Raw genomic sequence first — 21,137 nt, forward strand, 5'->3', positions numbered from 1 at the left:
ATTTTATCGAATGATTTCTTTTGCGTATTTTTTATAGATTTGGCGGGCTAGTTTTATTCCGTCACCGCCTTCGTTGTAGCTGATTCTGTTGCTAGGATTTACCCATTCGTTTTCATAAATCCGTGATTGATTAAAGAATTCTTCTTCATCAAAATTCTTCTTCTTTTCAGCAGCCTCGATTGCTTTATTTATAAAACGATCCCACCGAACAGAATAATATTGATTGGTTAGACCTGCCCATGATCGATTAGCATAGTCGGTCAGGTGATAGCTATCTCCCCAAATGGTAATCAGAGAACGGGCATTCATTTCATAATAGTTTTTAGAAGCGGTATCATGTCCCATATCACGAGCATCAGTGATCCATTTATGCAATGAGAAAGTTGGATGACAGCTAACGAGTTTATCAAGGTCAGCAAGAATCTCTCTCATCTTATTCCCCCGGTTTTTCATCATCGGTATATCTCCCGCTTCATATGCAAGGGTGAACTCATCACGGACTACATTAAAATAATTTCCTAAAACTTGTCGTCCAATATTGACCAGATCAAACTCATAACTATCCCGTTGACAGTCTTTTACAGATAATAGCAATCTCCATGCTTCAACTAAATCTTTTGGTTGATATTCAATCGTTGGTTTGGTAGTCCAATGTCCATTTCCTTTCAAACAGGGGCGCGCATTGGTGAGTGTGCCTTGTCCCACTTGTGCTGGTTGGACGTACACTTTATTTGCTAGTATTTCCCATGCTTTTCTCGCTTCAGGAGATATCTTGCCAATTCGTCTGTCTGCCAGTTTAAAGAACCATTCTTTATCTGTCTGACCTCCATTCCATGCTTTGTCAAGAACAAATTCATACATAAACTGATTCAGGTCTATGCCTTCGAGAGTGGAACCTACTCCTTTAAGATTACTGCCGCCATTCTTTAAAGCATCTGCCAATCGTTCGCTCACCAAATTTACCGGACCTGACAGAAAGGAATTGCCACCAAAATTACCCAGATAACACCAAAGATAAGGTTGACCGAAATAACTGTCTGTCTGTTTCCAGATTTCTGTATATTCACAGAAATAGTCTAATAGAATCAACCTGTCTTGAGGCACAGAACGAAGATAGGATTTGATACGTGGAGTGGTCCAATGCTTGATGTCAGCATAAAACAGCCATGTCATCTGCAACCATACCGCTTCAGGATCTACAGCAGCTACAGATTCATAGATATGCTTAGCCATCATTCCCAAAGAATCGGCATCCCATGAAGGAGGATCTATTTCATTGAACGGATCGATGCCATAGATATGGTTTGTACCATATAAACGAATCTGTTCGGTAAGATATTCTTTTTGTATGATCGCATACAAAGAATCCATGGGATTCAGGAAAGTACAACGATATTGATCGGCAAAACCTCCCCATTCGCTTACTCTGGTTGTTTTTATATTGGGATAAACCCGTTTCAATGCTGCCGGTACATGCCCGGCAAAAGCCGGCAATACAGGTCGCATATTAAATTCACGTTCACGGGCAACAATCTGTTCCTGCAACGCTGCCTGACTTGACAACCACTCTTTAGGTAAAGGACTTTGCCAGCCATCCAAGTTACACATTCGATGCCATGGAAGATGTGCAGGACCTGTAAAGTATCCCCGTATTTCTTCATCTGTCAATCCCAGTTTACTCCAGACTTTATACCAGATAGCTTCCTGACCGGTAATAGCAAGAGGCATATTGATTCCATTTAAAGCCATCCAGTCGATAAAATGTTCCCAATCACTCCATTTCCACCAAGTCATTGAATACCCGAACGTACAATAGTTTAGAAAGAAACGGGTCGGGACATTTGCCTTAATAGTGACTTCTGTTGATATGGAAGGGAGAGTTTTAGGTAATTCTATCGGATCATCCTTATACCATGAAATAGTGGTCAGACAGTAGTTTTTCAAATAATGATTCAAACCTACTGCCATAGAGTTAGCGTTATTTCCGGAAATAATAATTTTATTCCCTTCACTTTTGATGGTAAAAGTGTCTGCTGAAGTATTATTCAACAGACGGAAATCAAAAGATGAAGCCTGTTGAGGAAACAACCGTTGTGTCATTTTATACATGGTAGTGATATTAGCATCTTCCGCACGTATTTGGCAGACAACAACTAGAAAAAGGAGTATACTTAGTATTTTCTTCATAATCATATTACTGTTTGATAAAACGAATAGCACATCCACCGCTTGTTGCCAGTTTGACATGAAGCGTGTCAGAAGCTGTTACTATTTTCTCTTCATACTTGAAAGAAGTCGGATTCGTTTTCCATTCCGCATCGTCACCGTCAGCATATATTTGAGCAGTATACTTCGCATCCGCATCCAAAAAGCTCAAAGGAGCATCCAACTCTCTTGCATTTTCATCTGTGATGCAGCCTACATACCAATCGCTGGTGTTACGGTCTTTCCGCGCAAACACGGAATAATCACCAATTTTGGCATCTACCACATAAGTTTTATCCCAGTCGGTAGGTACATCCTTAATGAAATCGAACGCTTTGATGCCTTTGTAGTTTTCTGGTAAATCCGAGGCCATTTGTAAGGGGCTGTAGATCACGACAAATAGCGCTAATTGCTTGCAAAGTGTAGTATTGACACGAGTCCCCGGATATGCTTCGTTAGTAAAGTTGAAAGTTCCGAATGTGAAGTCCATGGGGCCGGCTAATCCTCTGGTAAAAGGAATAACAGTTGTATGTTCCGGCGGATTTCCTCCATCGGGAGACCATGCATTGTGTTCCTGTCCGCGCACGCCTTCCTGGGTCATAAGATTAGGCCATGTGCGCTCAATACCGGTAGGCATAACAGGCTCGTGGTTGTCAATAGCTATTTGATATTTGGCAGCAGTTTCTATCACTTTCCGATAGTGACGTACACCATACTGACCGTCGTGCGCTTCTTTAAAGTCCATTAGGCGATTCACATATCCGGTTTTCACGACATGCACTCCATATTGTTGATAGAAAGCGAAGGCTTTATCCAGTTGGTTCTCGTAGTTGCGGGTAGCAGCTGCAGTTTCATGGTGTCCAATCAGTTCTACGCCTTTCTCACGGGCATAATCAGTGATTGCCTTAATATCAAAATCCGGATAAGGTTTGGTGAAGTCTAAAGAATCCCCGTGTTTCATCCAGTTTCCTTCCCAGCCGACATTCCATCCTTCTACTAACACACCGGAGATACCATTTTCCGATGCAAAGTCTATATATTTCTTTGTATTAGCAGTGGTAGCACTGTGTTTGGGACCATAATACCATGTTCCTTTACCCAAATGCATTTCCCACCATATACCGATGTATTTCCCTGGCTTTATCCAGGAAGTATCTTTGATTTTGGAGGGTTCGTTGAGATTCAACATCAAATAAGATGTAACCAGATCACCCGGTTTATCACCAATAACAACTGTTCTCCAAGGGGTAACAAATGGAGCTTTGATGTATACTGCTACTCCATTAGACCAAGGAACTAATGAAGCGCAGAGTGTGGCAGAATCCTTGACTGTCAGATTCATTTTGGGATAATCTGTCAGGTTAGCTTCGTGAATGGCAAGATACTTTCCTTCTGCAGTTTCCATTGTTAGAGGAGTGCGTACAGTATCCAGTTCATTTATGGAAGAGAATGTTGCTATACATTCATAATATGGATCGGATGCGGGAATCCACCAAGCTTTATGTATACGCGGCATTTTAAACTCTGTTGCTTCGCTCATAATAACTAATGAATCCATGGATTCCTGTTGCGGAAACTCATAACGATATCCGATACCATCATTAAAGAGACGGAATATTACATTAAGTTTACGTTTTCCTGCTACCTCTTGAAGTAGTACTTTCAATTCATTATAGTGGTTACGTACATATCGGCTCTCTCCCCAAGGTTGTTCCCAAGTTTCGTCCAAGGAGGAACGTTCGGTGCCTTTAATTACAAAATAGTTTAAGCTATCTCCATGTTCCAGGATAAACCCTAATTTAGAAGGGAGTATCATGGTTTCATTCTCTTTATTTACTGCGTATGATATTGTATTATCATTCTCTGTGACTGTTAGTTGTATCTTACCATCCGGGGACTTTAGTACCAGATTATCAGTTTGGTTACAAGCTGAAAGGAAGCTGGTGATTCCCACAATATAAAACACTTTTCTTAATGCAGTTAGTCGATTCATTTTCTTTCCTTTTTTATGTTTTTGCTTATTTAGGTTGCTGCATTTTACGGGTATATACATTACCGCAATGATCTGTAACTTCTACACGTATTTCGGAATCCTTCATTTCAGGAACCGCATAAAATAAGTGTTCAGTAATGTCTGCTCCCAAATACTTATGCTTAAATGTAGAACTGTTTTTATCACAGTATTCATAAATAGCAGGGTCGTATCCGGAAAAACGAGTCATTTCTCCTCTGTCAATACCGTTTTCATACCATTTCACTTTCCAGGTTGGGTCGTAATTCCAGACATTTGCCACCACTGCTTCCTTTTTATTTCGACTGGCACCTACCGGATAAAGTTCAAATTGATAGTCCTTATCTTTTCCTACACATTTGTAATACCAGTTAACTTTACCTCCGTCAAACTCGTAGACGGCATATCCGCCCGGAGTTCCATCACAAGCCCAGGGAGCTTGCCAAAACAATGTTGACAAGGGGGCGTGCACGTGTTCGTAAAGATTGTCTGCCAACACATAATTTTCATTATAGTGTTCATGTCCTGACATGATATGAGCATTGTAAGGTTTTAGCAACTCATACAAATGAGAGCGGTTATTCATTACTTTCATAGTAGACTCCTTTCCCCATTCCTTTCGGCGTGCTTCTCTTGAATAGGTAGGGATATGTGTAGCAACTACTACTGTGGATCCCGGAGTAACTTGTTTCAAATCCTGTTCCAACCACTGGAGTTGTTGTTCGGTAAGATAACCAACATACAAATAGCTTTTTGCAATAAAGAAAATATCATCGAGAACAACATAATGCACATTTCCTCTATTGAATGAATAGTAAGTAGGACCATAATAAGATTTATAAGTAGTACGTGCATGTTCATTGGAACGTACATTTAAATCTAAGTCATGATTTCCAATTACATAGAAGAAGGGAATTTCCGTTTCGGCTATTACATCTATCATGGGTGCAAAATAGCTGGGCTTTTTATTGATATCACCAATAATATCTCCACACACTATTCCATACGCAGGGATTCCCTGATAGCTAGTTGCCAACAGTTCTTTCACATCTTTTGAGGCCTCCCGTACTTGTGGCATTTCTTCGTCAAAATACACTTGTGGGTCAGCCCATACAACCAAAACATGCTTTTGGTTATTCGTAGATGATTGTGTCAGCTCAAAATCAAAATGTACTTTCTTTGAAGGTTGAGCAGGTACTTTTTGAAAGAATACAGGGACTTTACCTTTCATCGGAACGTCATAACCATCAGGAAGGGTAATATAGATGTATTCTGCATCAGAGGTACTTGTCATGGAGTATCGTCCTTTATTATCTGTAAGGACAATCTGCGTACCATCTGTCACAGGTACGTTAGCAACTCCCTTACCTCCGGACAGTACTTTCCCGTAATAGACTACGGGAGTAGTTTCAGCCTGTATACTAAAACAGGAAAAACTCCATTGGAACAGGCATAAAAGTAATAATAGTCTTAATTTCATTCTTTAATCCTTTCTATTTTAATCAAACGCGTAAGAGGCTTGTTTATTTTATATATTTGAGTTATCAACTGGTTTATTTCAGCCTGCCAGGCTTCACGTATCTGCGGAAACATGGCTTGAGTATAATTGGTATATAAATACTTCACCAGGTAATGACTTTCCCGTTCCGCTTTGGCAACATCAAGAGCGGCTTTATTATCTGCAAAAAGTAATCCTCTATGCTTAAAAAAGACATACTGCATAGCCATATATTGACGTAAACGTTTTTCTATAGCACACCTTTCTTCATTCAGATGCATGATAGACAGACTCTGTTGGTATTGGGGTGTACATGTTATTTCTGCCAGATTAACTCCTTTACTCAATTCGTCGCCACTCCAACAGCCAATTTCTATTCCATCAATAGTTACCCGGAAAATGCCATGCAAATCAGTTACTTTCATTATTTCCTGGTTCATTTCCTGTATAAAGGGAATTTGTCTGATAGCATCCCGGGCTGTACCTTTCGTTCCCCAGCGAGGAATCGTGTCGATAGGGAAAGGCAATGAACGGGATAAATATCTGAAAAATATTGTGTCATTCTCATTCTTTATATGAGATATTCGGCAATTTCGCTCTTCCATTGCTTTCCTGTTAGTGGCATTGATTTGGAAAGAGGCGATTTCCTGTCCTGCAAGTCCCTGTGCTTTCAGGAATAAGTACGCCATTACCATATGACCGTCTTTATCAGGATGAATCCGGTCACCGCCACAGAAAGTAGCTGTAGAATCAGATAGCTGAATCTGCTTATTCAACCCGCACATCACAGTATTGAAATTGACAAATCCCCATCCTCTCTTTTGGGCAACTTCTGCCTGCATTTCAATAATTCGTTTGATCGTCTCATTCTTTCCGTGTAGAGCTTCTACTCCTTTCAATTTCACATTCTCATCATAGGGAGGAGAGCCTAGAAGTACTACGCTTTTTATTTTTTTGTCAGCAAGAATCTGCCGTTGCAGTTTTTCAAACTCTGTGTGAGCATACTCTACCTGCTGATTCGCATACTTATCATATCCGGGCTTATTATATCCGTCGAATCCGGAATCATTCATCCCGAAAGAACAGATCAGATAGGTCGGCTTTTTGATTTTAATATCTGAATCGAAACGATAAACCATGTGGCTCACACAATCACCACCGATTCCTCCATTATACATACGAAGAGGTAAATTGGGGAAGTGCGTCATGTAATACAGCCATATATAAGAATGATAATGCCCTCCTTCCGTTATACTATTTCCAAGAAAAACAATTCTGTCATTTGCTTTAAATGACGGAATTTGCTGCGCACGTACAGGAAACGATAAAATGCAACAGGTATATAATATAAATAGTATTTTCTTCATTACTAAACCTTTTTATTCAACTGGAGTAAGAATTGCTGCCCAACCGCCACCTTTAGCCATGGTGATGTTAATTAGTTCATCTTTTGAAACCATTACCTCTTCTGTTTTAAAATCCGAGGCGTAAACATCTGCATTCACACCGTCTTTGAAAATTTCCATTTTATATTTGGATGCTTCAAGAAAATCCAGTTTCACTTCAATGTTACGGGCATTCCAGTCTGTTAAACCTGCCAAATACCAATTCTTACCATTCTTGCGGGCAATAACTAATTGTTCTCCGATTTTAGCTGTTATAGCTTTAGTATCTTCCCAAATGGTAGGTATACGGGAGATAAAAGAGGCAAATTCTGGAGCTTTATAATAATTTGAGGGAGAATCTGCTAACATTTGTAACGGGCTTTCATACACTACATATAAAGCTGCCTGATGGGCGCGTGTACCTAAACTGATCGGATGTACGAAATTGATGTAAAAGTCTTCTGCTGTTGCATTGTTTACTGCACCGGGAGTATAATCCATCGGACCGGCTACCATTCTTGTAAATGGAAGAATCAAGTCATGTACCGGATTAATATCTCTTGAATCCTTATCGTGCTCTAATCCCAGTACACCTTCAAAAGTCATCACATTGGGATATTTCTTCTGCAAACCGGAAGGTTTGAAAGATCCATGGAAATCAACGAGTAATTTACGGTCCATTGCGGCTTTTCCTACCCGTTCGTAGAAATTAACCATATATTGATCCGAACGTTGCATAAAATCTACTTTTATACCTTTGATTCCCCATTTTTCATAAACATCCAGAATTTCGTCCAATTCTTTATCAAGTGGGTTCCATAAGGTCCATAATACAAGACCAACATTTCTTTCCTTTCCATATCGTACCAGTTCCGGTATATCCAATCCGGGTATTGGCTCCTTAATATTCCAGGTTCCGGCTGACCAGCCTTCATCTAATAAAATATATTCAATTCCGTATTTTGAAGCGAAATCAATGAAATATTTATAGGTATCAGTATTCACACCTGCCTTAAAATCTACCCCGTATACGTTCAGTGTACTCCACCAATCCCAAGAAATCTTTCCGGGTTTTATCCAGTCTGTGTCTTGAGTAACAGATGGAGAGGCTAATTGATACACTAAGTTATTTTCAATTACCGCTTTGTCGTCTTCGTTAATCATTAACACACGCCAAGGGAAAGTTCTTGTTCCTTCAGTTTCAGCAATGTAAGAGGCTTTCTCCAATAATACTTCGTCACGGTCGGCACCTTCCTTTAAGGCACTTTTTAAAACTACAGGAGGAAATTCACCGGACAGCGTGTTATTACGATCACCTGTCAAAAATAGATTGGGATAATCGAAAAGATCGGATTCCATAATAACAACTTTCGTTCCTTTAGGGGTAGAGAGATAAATGGGTAGATAGCCTTTCATATCCTTAGTGAGCGAGGAGATGTTTAATTCATCAAAAATGGCTTCGCAGTGTGTGAGATATTCTTGATTCTTTTCTCTTGGCCAATATAGCTTACACCCTTCAGTCCAGTTCTGTTCGATGGTTTCAGTATTAATAATAACTTTAGGTTGCTTTAATGAAGTCTCAAAACGATAAGCGGCTCCATTGTTATATACTCTGAAGACTATTGCGTAGTTACCTTTACAAGTCAGAGTTAACTGGTTATATTGATCTTTGATAATTCTTTGTTTAAGTGGAATGACAGCTGTTTGCTCCGAATTTACTTTGAGTGTTTTAGCTTTTATTACTTTCGGATTTACTCCCGGTTGTTCAGTCTGCCCTTCAATATCCATCTGCATCAGACTGGGATTTAGTATACGTTCACCATTGTAATCAATACTCCAACTTAATAGTTTTCCGGCTGTTACCGTCACCTTGATTTTTCCATCCGGTGAACTTACAGTGTAGTTTTTGGCTTGAGTTACTATGCATGTGCATAGAATAATGTGTAATAATATAAGTACTCGTTTCATTTTATATATTATATTTTATTGAATATTCGCTATTTAAAGACTCTCTGCTCGTTGAATTCCTTCCTTAATGGCTGCCCACTGATTGAATTCTATTACTTGTACAATGTCAAACACCATTAATCCTTCGGATTGGGAAAGACAGACATAAACAGCATCTGCTATATTGTCCTTATGATTTAAAGCATACAAAGTGCCATAGACTTTACATGTTCCATGAACAATGCGTTGTGCACGCGCTATACCATATTCTATGGATTCGGGATCGTTCAATCCAAATATTTTGGTTAAATAAGTTCCACATAGAAAAGTGTCTAACAATCCGGCAAAACCTGTATTTTTATATTCAGGTGAAGCCCAACTGTATTCTTTGGAAAAATCGTATTCGGTGGATGCCCAATTTTGTCCTTGCCCATAAATAGCATGAATCCATGAGGCAGCCCAATATTCTAATTGAATATCCGGTCTAATGTTTTTAATTTCTGTGCGCACCCGTTCTACAAAATTACGTATGACCATAGAGCGGAACTCCCACCATTTCTTATAATAAGTCCCTGTCCGTTTAGTGCCATCTGTATTCCAAATGAAAATATCATCCGGGAACCGATCTAATTGCTTTCCGATGTATTGTTCGAAAGCCGTTTTTGTTGCCTCCGAAAAATCACTTTCATCTCCCGGATAACGGCAATAGTCTAAGGCAAAACCATCAAAATTGTAATTTGTAACTAACTCTTTTATAAAATTCAGACAAAAGTCTTGTACTTCCGGTAAAACTGGGTTTAAAAAGGCGGAGACTTTTGTTTTATCGTCCTTAATATCTATCAAACCCTGATCTTTGGTATATTCCAAACAAGTTTTTCCATCCCATGTATCATCACGGTACGCCATACCATTTTTAGAAGAAGGTAGGCCTGCCGTAAATATAGTAGCAGAGACCGTAACTTTAAGTTCACGTTTATGAGCCTCATCAATAAAAAATTGAAGATAATCCCAATCTCTTTCGATATGTGTACCGGCAAGATCGGTCAATGAGGTTAAATAAGAACTTTTAAACAGGGCATCGCCTTGTACAGGACGCACATCGACTACAATTTTATTAAAACCTGTTGATTTGGCGAGATCAAGATAATATGTGATATTCTCTTTTTTTGAGAAACGTTCAAAATTTGCTTCTGCATCAAACCATAGCATTTTTTCTTTTTCAGGAGTTGGTTCTTCCGGAATGACAGGAGTGGGAGGATTTGGCTCGGGAAGCTCGGATTCTACAGTCTTTGTAGAACAACTACTAAATGATAGAAGAAAAAAGAATAATAAAATGCTTGGAATGTATTTCATACTTTATTGTTTTTATTTCCCGACTTCAGGCTGATATTTAGAAAAAAATACAGTCTGAAATCGAGAATAATAAGAAAGCTAAATAAAATAAATTTGTTATCCTAAAAATCTTTCGACCGTTATTTTAAAGCTACTGCCGTAGTTATAGCACGTTGGGCACCAGCACTTGGCTTTATCACCGGTTGACCGTTGACCAACATACAAGTTGAACCACCACCATCAAGATTCATAGCATCTACACAACCTAAGCTCTTCAGGACATTAGCCATCATAGCCATATTCATACCTTTTACACCTTCCGTTACACTGCGGCCTTCACAAACAAAAAATATCACCTTATTATTGGCTGTTACTCCGATAGCGGTTCTTGGATGATAACTTTCGGGAGCAACTCCACTTTCTTCATCAAAAAGTTCTTCAATAAAAGTATTTCTCACACTTCCGTCTTTCAACAGGATCGGTCCACCTCCAATCGCCGTTTCTGCATTTAATTTCACGCCTCTCGTTGGGAAATAAGCCGAAGGTACAGGTTGAGGCTCATAACCGGATTTATTGGGAGAAGGCTGTTCATAGGTATATGTCACACCATCAGTTGTTGTATAAGCCCAATCTGTGGAGAAATAGCCATTCTTTGACAGCTGAAAGATACCTCGTGTAGGATAATAACTCTTTTGAGAACGTATTTCCTCCTGCGAGTTCACAGCTAAAACCTCTCCTTCACGACATAGCAGACTGACAGACTTACCGGCTCCCATTACAAAATATCCACCATTCATAATTATCGGATATTTTTGTTGTTCTGCTTGCCAGATTTGATTGGGAGTCTTAGAATATATCTGGTCTCCTATAGTCGCAAAATTAGCTTTTGACATATCCGCAACAGCAATAAAAGCTATGGCTTTCATGCCTTCCAGTTCTGACGGAGATTTGTATACACTTATGTATTCAGGTAATGTGCCAAACTCTGTTGTCTGTTTAACCCAGCCTAATGTTGTCGGATCAGGATCCGGCATTACCACCTTTTCATTATCATCATCTGAACAACTTGTCGCAGACATGGCGGCAATCATGAAAAGAAGCCAATATTTTGATATATTTTTCATTATCATATCGATTTAATCGTAAATATTTATTTCTAGTTATCTCTGTGCTTCCGCACGTTCTATACCTTTTTGGATATCATCCCACAGATTCATTTCAATAACCTGTACTATGTCGAATATCATCAATCCTTCCGATTTCTCAAGACAAAGACTTACTGCATCGGCTATATTGGTTTTATGATTTAAAGCATATATCGTTCCGAATACTTTGCAATCATTACCAACCAATCTCTGTGCACGGGCAATACCATACTCTATAGATTCCGGATCATCCATGCCATAGATACGCTCTAAATACGTTCCACATAAGAAGGTATCCAGATAAGGTGCAAATCCTGATTCATTGTAGGCTTCCGATCCCCACGGATAATTTAATGAGAAATCAGATTTTGGACTGGCCCAATTCTGCCCTTGTCCATAAATACCATGAATCCAGGAAGCGGCCCAATACTCTAGCTCTACTTTATTATTGATAGAATGAATTTCTTTACGTACCTCTTTCACAAAACTAGTGATAACATTAGCCCGGAATGCCCACCATTCTTTATAATAAATTCCAGGATTTTTCGTTCCATCGGCATTCCAAGTGAAAATATCGCCTGGAAAGTTCCGGACTTTTTTCCCTAAGTAATGTTCAAAAGCTTTATGACTATCAGCAGAGAAGTCACTATCATCTCCTGGATATCGGCAATAATCTAATGCATAAGCATCAACATCATAGTTTTTCACTATTTCACGAACAATACTTAAAGCAAATTTGCGGACATCTTTACGAACCGGATTTAAAAAAGCTCCTACTTTTTTCTTATCCTCTCTGATGTCAAGCATCTTTCCGTCAGGTGTGTATTCCAAGCATGTTTTCCCATTCCAACGTGACTCATCATAGACCAGACCTTCGCGGGTAGCGGGGTGTCCGGACGGAAACATTGCAGTAGAAACAGTGACTTTTAATCCTAACCGACGAGCTTCATTGATAAAATACTGCAGGTAATCCCAGTCACGATGAATTACTTTACCATTCACTGTTGTAAGTGGAGGTAGAATTTTACTTTTATACAGTACTTCCCCGTATATAGGTTTGACGTCTACTACTACTTGATTGAATCCTACTGATTTGGCTTTTTCCAAATAGTAAGAAATAGAATCTTTAGAGGCAAAGCGTTCAAAATTAGCTTCTGCATCAAACCAAAGGTATTTAGGTTGTTCTTTGCCCCTGTTCCCGGCAAAGGAACAGGTAGCAAATAACAATAGAAAAAACGATATAATGCTTTTATTCAACATATTTCAATTCTATATAATTAGGAGTATGCCTATTTCTCGTATTTTGTAAGTTCATAACAACGAATACCTACACCATAACCGTAATAGAGATATAATGATTCTCCGTCATCACTTGGTGAACAAGTAGTCCAGATACAAGAGTTGGTAGTCCATGGCTCAATTGTTTCTGTGATAGGTAATGAATGATTACTAGACGGGTCTAGCAGGTGCAGTCCAACCCAGCCCCAACCACAAGTTATGGTTGCTCCGTACCATCTGCCATTGAATGGAATACCTCTACCGGAAATAAGTACATGGTTTCCCCAGCCAGCGTATCCTTTCTTATTCCACATGTCTATATATGGACCTGTGATGCTGCTAAATGCCCCTGCCGTATTTGCTTTATAACCGATTTCCGGTCCCATTACACCTCCGGCATTCACTGCGTCTATTACGTAAAATGGTGGGTTATCCGACACGCCGAGTACAGCCACAATCTGTCGCCAGTTACTATCATTACTGGGACGACCAGTAACCAAGGTTGAAGTGCCTGTATATGTACCATTCTCAAATTTGTAAACTGCATGTGTACCTACACCATCAGGTTTAGAATCATAAACATATCCCACTTTGTCAATATCACCGATTGCAGAAACTTTATTTGCTCCGGGAGTTACATTAGCAACCTTTTGTGGAGCTCCCTCAACAGTAGTCCATCTGTATAACCCTACATTTTTTACTACACCGATCAAATTACCAGCGTCATCATTGACTAACTGGCACAAAGAAGCGTCTATTCCTGTCACATTCAAAGTCTTATCTACTTTCTGCCCTGTATATTTATCATAGAAATTAAATTGGGTATCTATTATATAATTACCAAACACTGCACCGAAACCATCTTTGTTTTTATTAGATGGAGTGGGTACACTAATTTCCCATTTTTTGAAAAAATATTCAAAACCTTCTCCATCATTTACTTTTCCGCCATAAGTCCATTTTACGGTCCAGTCAGTGGTTGTGCCATTTTGCGCCTTCACTGTGTAATGTACATCTTTTGAAAAATCTTGAGGTACATCGGGGGTAGGTGTAACTGTTGCATATGGAGAGATAAAGAAAGAACAAGTAACTCCATTGAGTTTGCTCAAATCTAAGTCCGGAGTAATTTTAAATTCAATAATGTTACCATCCTTAACGGTACCCTGTTTATAATTACCCTCGCCCAATCTAACTTTGAATCCGGTTATATCAGTGTCAGAGTATAATGTTGGATCATCCGAGCATGCGGAAAATGCAACCATTGTTGCCATGACAGCAACTTGAAGCCAATTATGATATTTTATTTTCATAACATCTACTTTTTTAGTTATTTAGGTGTTTAGCAATCAAAGTATACTCCTTTTGCGTTCCATCACCTGCTACAATAGTTAGTTTAAATGGAGTAGATAAATCTTTAGCACCAGTCAATGAAGGATAAGCAAATGCTGCTACAGGCAAATTGGCTGTTACATATAATTCGCTCAATTTCACTTTTGCCGGAAGTTCGAAAGTTATATTTCCATTCTCTGATATGACCCCATCATAAGTAGTACCATCTTCCGGAGAATTAGCACGAACCATAATGGATATGATATCACAATCAGAATGATAATGGATATCATCATGCTTTTCACAAGAAGAAAAGGAAAAGCTAAATGCTATCATTAATATGATGTATGTAATTACTTTGAAATTTTTCATAACTATAATAATCTTTTAATATTACCAAGGAGCATTATTCTCACATAACGGATTATTCTGTAATTCATCTACAGGAATAGGTAACAAGTAATAGCGTTCTGGAAAGAAGCGGTTTATATTGTCGTCACATGACACTTGTTCATAAGTATAAGAACTATCATCTTTTTTGGTTATTTTTGTTCCATGTGCCTGTTTTCCATCAATAACTTCGCCAGCCAAACGCCATCTGCGTAAATCCCAATAACGGAATCCTTCAAAGGCCAATTCACAAATACGTTCCTTACGTAATAGTTTCATAAATGAGTCTTTATCCGGTGCTTCCTGTGTTGTACGGTCCGGTAGGTCAACACGTCTTCTTACTTCATTGAGAGCTTCCAGGGCATCATCCTGATTTTTAGCATAATCCTGTTCTGCCAGAGCTTCAGCCAGATTTAACAAAACCTCCGCATAACGCATTTCAATCCAAAACTGATCGCTTCCCTTATCATCAAATTCGGTATTGTTTTCTTGTAGATATTTTCTGATGAAATATCCGGTAACAGTTTGTTTTTCTCCCGGATTCATGTTATCTCTGTAAGCAGCAAAACCGTTTTCTGCGTCTACATAGGTATAAATAGTCTTTTCTTTCCAAGTAGCCCCATTATATATAATGGATGCATAGAAACGAGGTTCACGACCTACATAAGGATCTTTGGCCATGGAGCCGCTCCACGAGAAAGGAGTTCCGTCAGCCATATCATAAGAATCAACCAGTTCACTTGTCGGGACAGCTCTTCTTATCCCTTGTTTACCGTCAGGAGCAAAATAGCGATCGAAATAATGGGGCATATCTGGAATTTTGTATGCTATGGAGAAAATAATTTCTTTATTACCTGCCACTTTAAATACATCTTTATATTCATCCATTAAGTCATACTTATTGAGCTTTTTAATCTCATCAGCAGCGGTAATAGCAATATCCCAACGTTTCGCAAAGAGTGCTGTACGACACATATAGGCATACGCTGCTCCTTTAGTCAAACGCCCATCCCATTTGCTGTCCCATTCTTTCGGAAGGTGTTTGGCTGCGAATTCCAAATCCTTTAGAACAAAATCCCATGATTCGGCTTCAGTTGCTCTTGCTTTTGCTTTTTCCCCTTCTGAATCAACTCCATTTGTTTCGTCACGAAGAATAACTCCTCCGAAAATTCTAATCATACGTGCATAATTCACAGCGCGAATAAAACGAATTTCAGCAATACGAGTATTGAGAAAATCTTCACTAAACTTACTTCCATAGATACCAGCATCACGCAAAAATACATTTTCTCTAAATATGTCAGTATAAAGTCCCCACGATGACATCGGATTATTATCTGATGTTATTGTGTTTTGCTGCAATAGAATCTTGTTATGAGCACTCCATGTTTGTGGAACTCCATTTCCATACTTAACTAAATCTGTATATCCATCGGTTAAGGATAAAGAAGAAAAGTTGGATAAGCCATTGAGAGGCTTATATAAGTAAGTCACATACATATCTAAAGAAGATTCCGAGCTCCAGGCTACTGTTTCTGAATATGAGTCTGTGGGATCTTTCTCCAACAAATCATGGCACGAGGTTAGAAACTGTGACGTAAACATCAGCCCTATCCCTAATAGATATAATCTTTTTATTTTCATAATTATTGATTTAATTAGAATGTGATATTTAATCCAACACTATAATTCTTTTGTTGGGGATAATAACCATTATTTATAATAGCCATTTCAGGGTCGCAATATTTAAATTCTGTGAAAGTAAACAGATTGGTGCCTGCTACATATACACGAACGTTAGATAGTCCAATATTGGCTTTCGCAAGTATTTTTTTAGGAATTGTGTAACCAAACTGTAAATTCTTCAAACGCAGGAAATTACCATTTACCAACCACCAAGAAGAGGTATATGCATTATTTCCGTTATGAATGGCACTTAATCTGGGATAACGGGCGCTAGTATTTTCCGGTGTCCATGAATCTTCTACCAGATAATAAGGAGCATTTCCTCCCGAGTAGAATGGTCGTGTATAGACCGTATTGTCCATTGAACCATGATTATAAGTACCATTCAACGTATAACTAACAATAGCAGCTCCTTGCCATAATGCACTCAAATTGAACCCTTTCCAGTTGAAGTCCATAGACAGAGAGTAGTTTAACTCTGGCAAAGTGCTGTGGCCGATTTTAACTTTATCCCCATCCTGTGTAATTTTACCATCTCCATTGATATCCTCATACATGATATCACCTAAACGTTGAACTCCATTACCAACAAAAGGACGGTTATCCAATTGCTCTTGTGTTTGATATAAGCCTATAGCTTTATAGCCATAAATTTGTCCTAAAGGTTCACCTATGTTTGTCCGGTACCAAGGAGTACTTTCACTTTCAATCCGCGACAGAACTTTATTTCTAGCCCACGCTACACTACCGGTTATACTATAATAAAAATCATTAACGTGGTTTTGGTGCTTCAATACCAATTCAAAACCGCGATTGTCGATCTTACCCGTATTTCCTTTTTGAGCATAATTTCCACCTAATGAAGGAGGGAAACCACCACTCCGGCTTTCTTGTATATCTTTTGTCAGCTTATAAAATAAATCGAATTCTACTCCCAATAATCCATTCCACATTGTCAGGTCAGCACCAATATTGTAACTGCGGGTAGTAGACCAGGTTAAGCTGGAAGTAATAGAGTTGGATGCACCTAATCCTGCATAAGGAACTCCTCCGAATATATATGCATTCTTCTCTACCTTAAAAATACTTCTATGCAAAAAAGCATCTGTATTATCACTACCCAATTCACCGACAGAAGCACGCAACTTTAACAGGTTGATAGAAGAGAAATTGTTTTTTATGAAGTTTTCTTCAGAGATTACCCATCCCAAAGATACAGAAGGGAAGAATCCCCATCTTTTATCTTTTGCGAATTTATAGGATCCATCTACACGGAAAGCAAATTCTGCAAGATATCTTTTATCGAAAATATAATTGAAACGTCCTACATAACCAATGGTAGCTTTATCGCTGTGACTACCTGTAGGATTGGATATAAATTCAGTACCTAATGAAAGATCAACCGGATCATTAAAATTATAGCCGCCCATCTTTCCTGTCATTGTAGAGCCTTTCAGTTGTGTCTGTTCATATAAGAATAGGGCTGAAACTGCATGCTTGCCAAAGGTATTAGCATACTCCACACTCGGGCGGACCATAAATCTTCTGAAAGAAGATGCAGATTTAGTGTAATTACCTTTCTCGCTTGTAGAAGAAGCACGCATTAAATTATATGATTTAGAATCTGCACTATAAGCATTAACATTGTATCCTACCAAGAAACCATTATCTTCCGAATAACTAGTATCATAAACTAAACCGAGAGAAGCTTTCAACCCTTTTACCCAAGGAAAGGCATAACTAATTTTCATTGTACCATCAAACTCATGTCTTTGGTTTTTCTGAAATCCGCTATTCCTTAAGGTAGCGAGTGGACTCTGTGTGGTGGAACTACCAGGACCAATCCAAGCTGTATATTCTCCTTGATAATAAATAGGAATAATAGGGGCTGAATAAACAGCCTGCTGAATGGGGTTTTGTTCAGCCTGTGCGCTTGTACTAATTCCGGGCCAGTTCTTTTCTTCATAAAAGCCAGAAATATTAAGTTCGAACGTTAAATCTTTGGTAATATTACCTTCTACGTTAGAACGGACATTGTAACGATCATAATTCACATTTTCGATGATACCGGATTGATCCAACATACCTATACTGGTGAAGAAACGGATATTCTTGTTACCACCGGAAGCTGAAATATTATGTTGATGTGTGAAGCCATAATCCTTAAAAACTTCTTTCGTCCAGTTTGTATTTCCATATTTACCTTCCGGATCATAATTGTTAGCCACTTTCGTCTGAATATCAGCTCCATAATATGGCCCATTACCATCAAGTTCACTAGCCTTATTATACCAATAAATATAGTCAGGGCCATTTAGCATTTCAGGCATGGCTGTGTTTTTCTGGAAAGTAACAGAACCGTCATACGAAAGAGTTACTTTACCTTCAGTACCTTTCTTGGTTGTTACCAGGATTACTCCATTTGCCGCTGCCAAACCATAAACGGATGCTGTAGCTGCATCTTTCAAAATAGATATGTTTTCTACATCATTAGGATTTACAGTATTCAACATACGTTCAACACCATCCACTAATATCAGAGGACTAGAATCTAAAAAAGTACCTAAACCACGGATGTTGATAGATGTCTGGTCGTTTCCGGGAAGACCGGAACGTTGAACACTCGTTACCCCGGGTAACTTGCCTGTCATCATATTAGAAAGGTTAGCTTGAGGAGCCATCATCAACTCTTTAGAGCCTACTTGAGAAACGGAACCTATTAAGAATTTCTTTTTTTGAGTTCCATACCCCACCACTACAACTTCATCCAATGCTTGTGCATCTTCTTGAAGTCTAATAGTAATTTCTGAACGACCATGTAAAGCAACCTCTTGAGTCTGGTACCCGACAAAGGAAACTACTAAAGTCGATTTTAAATCCTGAACATTTAGGCTAAACTGTCCGTCAATATTGGTAATAGTACCGTTGGACGAATTCCCTTTTACACTAACAGTAGCACCGACAAGCGGCTCATTGTTTGAGTCATACACTGTCCCTTTCACGTTCGTGTTTTTTTGAGCATGAACGTTTAAGAAAGAAAGCGAACAGATGAATAAGGCTATAAACCTTATACTCCATGTGATTTGTTTCTCCATATTAAATATTAATGTTAATAAAACAAGATAGTTATTTATAATTCATCAAATCTTCTAATGTTTTCCAGCACTGATACAGCCCTCTTGGTACATGGAAACATCCCTTCCATTTTCCACCTTTGAGTGGTAGCAATACTTCTCCTCTTCGGTTCAAGTAGCCATACCATTCAGGATATTCTTTATCCTTGAAATGCTCCCAAGTGTAGTCGTGTACCTTTTCAAACCATTCCAGACACCGTTTATCTCCGGTCAGTTGATAGCCTTTCAGCAAAGAAATAAGTGTCTCGATATGCACCCACCAGAGCTTCTGATCCCATTCCAGTTGTTGGGGAGGACAACCGTTACGATCCATAAAATAGTAGATACCCCCATATTGCTTGTCCCAGCCATAATTAAGCATCGTGAGAGTAGTCTCTTTGGCTTTCTCTATCAATTCAGGACGATTCAGACGCTTGCCCAGATCCATAATAAACCACATAGCTTCAATGGCATGCCCCGGAGTTACCTGACGGCCTTCAAAACAATCGACCAGATTACCGTCTATGTCCACGTTTTCAACAATGATACCTCCGAGTTCGGGACGATAGAAAACTTCCATCACTTCATGGATACAAGTATCCATTGTTTCCCGCAGATACGTTTCATCCAATAAATGCTCTATCTCCAGTGCCAGGTTACAGAGGATCATTGGCAAGGCAAAGTTCTTCAGATTACGGGTACCCGGATGAAGCTTATTCCATTTCCCTTTCGGATTATCTACTTTGGAAAGGATAATGTCGAAAGTTTTCTTGGCAATGTCAGCATATTCCTGATTACCGGTTGCAAGGCTTAACTGTCCGAAAGCCATGGTGGCGAATGTATACGAGAATATATTATACGGTTCTACCAATGGTCTACCCGAACGATCAAGGGAAAAATACCAGTTATAGTTACCATCATGTCCGTATTTTTTTAGAAATTCACCACCTTGAACGGCACAATCCAGCCATTCCTTGCGTTTTTCCACTTTATTGTAAAGCATGGAGAACATCCACACTTCACGACATTGCAGCCAGATGAACTTATCCGTATCGAACACTTTTCCTTCACGGTCCAGGCAGGTGAAGTAACCACCATACTCGTGGTCTTGGGAGTGTTCAAGCCAGAAAGGGAGGACACTGTCCAGAAGTTCATTCTTGTACAGACTTGCCAGTTTCTCGAAATCCATACTATTATTTCCATTATAGATTGGTATGGGCAATTCAGCAGTGAAAGAAATGTCCGCTGAATGACCAATGTTGTTCTTACTATCCATATTTATAAGATGTTAGTTTATTGTTATTAAGGTCTGTTTTATATTTATTCCGAACGGGTCCAATATCTTTCAATCTCCTCCAGTGACTTCCCGGTAGTCTCCGGCACGAGTTTCCAGACAATCAGCATATACGGTACGCACATGAGGGCGAACAGGAAGAATGTTCCGGCGGGGGTAAGGTTCTGGAGCATCCAGGGGGTCAACTGTCCGATCAGGTACGTTCCGATCCAGAGAGCGAATCCTGCTATCGACATGGCCAGTCCGCGAACCTTGGTGGGATACATCTCCGAGAGGAGCACGAACACCACAGCGCAGATAGACACGGCACAACAGAATACATAAAACAGGAAGAAAATAAGCAGGAAGAGGCTGGATACTCCCAGGGAATCTCCGAAGAGGAAGTACAGGCCGATGAGAATCAGAGAAACAACCATTCCCGAAACGCCGTAATAAACCAGCTTCTTGCGGCCTACCTTATCAATGATGACAAGAGCCAGAACAGTGGTCAAGGTGTTGACTAGTCCTACCAGAACTTGGTAAAA

At 39.2% G+C, this 21,137-nt stretch carries 14 protein-coding genes; all 14 read right to left on the reverse strand.

All coding sequences use genetic code 11. From position 1 onward, the window contains the following. Positions 1-3: 3 nt before the first annotated feature. Entirely contained in the window at positions 4-2,187 is a 2,184-nt protein-coding gene (locus tag DXB58_RS24170) for an alpha-N-acetylglucosaminidase (protein ID WP_122138520.1), read from the reverse strand. A gap of 7 nt (positions 2,188-2,194) precedes the next feature. After that, on the reverse strand, positions 2,195-4,198 hold the full coding sequence (locus DXB58_RS24175; protein ID WP_122138519.1) for a glycoside hydrolase family 97 protein: 2,004 nt from the start codon (positions 4,196-4,198) through the stop codon (positions 2,195-2,197). Between the two features lie 25 nt (positions 4,199-4,223). Beyond that, on the reverse strand, positions 4,224-5,696 hold the full coding sequence (locus DXB58_RS24180; protein WP_122138511.1) for a calcineurin-like phosphoesterase family protein: 1,473 nt from the start codon (positions 5,694-5,696) through the stop codon (positions 4,224-4,226). Beyond that, on the reverse strand, positions 5,693-7,081 hold the full coding sequence (locus tag DXB58_RS24185) for an SGNH/GDSL hydrolase family protein (RefSeq protein ID WP_122138512.1): 1,389 nt from the start codon (positions 7,079-7,081) through the stop codon (positions 5,693-5,695). Before DXB58_RS24185 ends, DXB58_RS24180 begins: the two co-directional genes overlap by 4 nt. Positions 7,082-7,093: 12 nt before the next feature. After that, positions 7,094-9,067 carry a glycoside hydrolase family 97 protein gene (locus DXB58_RS24190; protein ID WP_122138513.1) on the reverse strand — a complete coding sequence of 658 codons (1,974 nt, stop codon included), beginning with the start codon at positions 9,065-9,067 and terminating at the stop codon, positions 7,094-7,096. Between the two features lie 33 nt (positions 9,068-9,100). After that, entirely contained in the window at positions 9,101-10,399 is a 1,299-nt protein-coding gene (locus DXB58_RS24195; RefSeq protein WP_122138514.1) for a family 10 glycosylhydrolase, read from the reverse strand. Positions 10,400-10,518: 119 nt separating this feature from the next. After that, a complete protein-coding gene (locus DXB58_RS24200; RefSeq protein WP_195351470.1) occupies positions 10,519-11,502 on the reverse strand; it encodes a phosphodiester glycosidase family protein in 984 nt (327 codons plus the stop codon). A gap of 36 nt (positions 11,503-11,538) precedes the next feature. After that, on the reverse strand, positions 11,539-12,783 hold the full coding sequence (locus tag DXB58_RS24205) for an alpha amylase family protein (protein ID WP_081353398.1): 1,245 nt from the start codon (positions 12,781-12,783) through the stop codon (positions 11,539-11,541). Positions 12,784-12,812: 29 nt separating this feature from the next. Continuing rightward, entirely contained in the window at positions 12,813-14,111 is a 1,299-nt protein-coding gene (locus DXB58_RS24210; RefSeq protein ID WP_122138516.1) for a DUF5018 domain-containing protein, read from the reverse strand. Between the two features lie 13 nt (positions 14,112-14,124). Further along, on the reverse strand, positions 14,125-14,466 hold the full coding sequence (locus DXB58_RS24215) for a hypothetical protein (RefSeq protein WP_233527357.1): 342 nt from the start codon (positions 14,464-14,466) through the stop codon (positions 14,125-14,127). 57 nt (positions 14,467-14,523) lie between these two features. Continuing rightward, positions 14,524-16,164, reverse strand: a complete 1,641-nt coding sequence (locus tag DXB58_RS24220) for a RagB/SusD family nutrient uptake outer membrane protein (protein WP_122138518.1) — start codon at positions 16,162-16,164, stop codon at positions 14,524-14,526. A gap of 14 nt (positions 16,165-16,178) precedes the next feature. After that, the gene (locus DXB58_RS24225) at positions 16,179-19,301 is read right to left on the reverse strand and encodes a TonB-dependent receptor (protein WP_074559356.1); all 3,123 of its coding nucleotides are present in this window, start codon (positions 19,299-19,301) and stop codon (positions 16,179-16,181) included. 31 nt (positions 19,302-19,332) lie between these two features. Then, positions 19,333-20,508 carry an AGE family epimerase/isomerase gene (locus tag DXB58_RS24230; protein WP_122138521.1) on the reverse strand — a complete coding sequence of 392 codons (1,176 nt, stop codon included), beginning with the start codon at positions 20,506-20,508 and terminating at the stop codon, positions 19,333-19,335. Positions 20,509-20,639: 131 nt separating this feature from the next. After that, positions 20,640-21,137, reverse strand: a 498-nt coding sequence (locus DXB58_RS24235; RefSeq protein WP_032846669.1) for an MFS transporter, incomplete at its 5' end; no start/stop codon positions are given.

This window comes from Bacteroides sp. OM05-10AA (genome assembly GCF_003439055.1).
Lineage (GTDB): Bacteria > Bacteroidota > Bacteroidia > Bacteroidales > Bacteroidaceae > Bacteroides > Bacteroides intestinigallinarum.

Excerpts from the sequence above, each read along its gene's own strand:
- DXB58_RS24205 (WP_081353398.1), bottom strand. The coding sequence starts at position 12,783 with ATGTTGAATAAAAGCATTATATCGTTTTTTCTATTGTTATTTGCTACC.
- DXB58_RS24170 (WP_122138520.1), bottom strand. The coding sequence starts at position 2,187 with ATGAAGAAAATACTAAGTATACTCCTTTTTCTAGTTGTTGTCTGCCAA.
- DXB58_RS24185 (WP_122138512.1), bottom strand. The coding sequence starts at position 7,081 with ATGAAGAAAATACTATTTATATTATATACCTGTTGCATTTTATCGTTT.
- DXB58_RS24220 (WP_122138518.1), bottom strand. The coding sequence starts at position 16,164 with ATGAAAATAAAAAGATTATATCTATTAGGGATAGGGCTGATGTTTACG.
- DXB58_RS24190 (WP_122138513.1), bottom strand. The coding sequence starts at position 9,067 with ATGAAACGAGTACTTATATTATTACACATTATTCTATGCACATGCATA.
- DXB58_RS24210 (WP_122138516.1), bottom strand. The coding sequence starts at position 14,111 with ATGAAAATAAAATATCATAATTGGCTTCAAGTTGCTGTCATGGCAACA.
- DXB58_RS24175 (WP_122138519.1), bottom strand. The coding sequence starts at position 4,198 with ATGAATCGACTAACTGCATTAAGAAAAGTGTTTTATATTGTGGGAATC.
- DXB58_RS24230 (WP_122138521.1), bottom strand. The coding sequence starts at position 20,508 with ATGGATTTCGAGAAACTGGCAAGTCTGTACAAGAATGAACTTCTGGAC.
- DXB58_RS24215 (WP_233527357.1), bottom strand. The coding sequence starts at position 14,466 with ATGATAGCATTTAGCTTTTCCTTTTCTTCTTGTGAAAAGCATGATGAT.
- DXB58_RS24195 (WP_122138514.1), bottom strand. The coding sequence starts at position 10,399 with ATGAAATACATTCCAAGCATTTTATTATTCTTTTTTCTTCTATCATTT.
- DXB58_RS24200 (WP_195351470.1), bottom strand. The coding sequence starts at position 11,502 with ATGAAAAATATATCAAAATATTGGCTTCTTTTCATGATTGCCGCCATG.
- DXB58_RS24225 (WP_074559356.1), bottom strand. The coding sequence starts at position 19,301 with ATGGAGAAACAAATCACATGGAGTATAAGGTTTATAGCCTTATTCATC.
- DXB58_RS24180 (WP_122138511.1), bottom strand. The coding sequence starts at position 5,696 with ATGAAATTAAGACTATTATTACTTTTATGCCTGTTCCAATGGAGTTTT.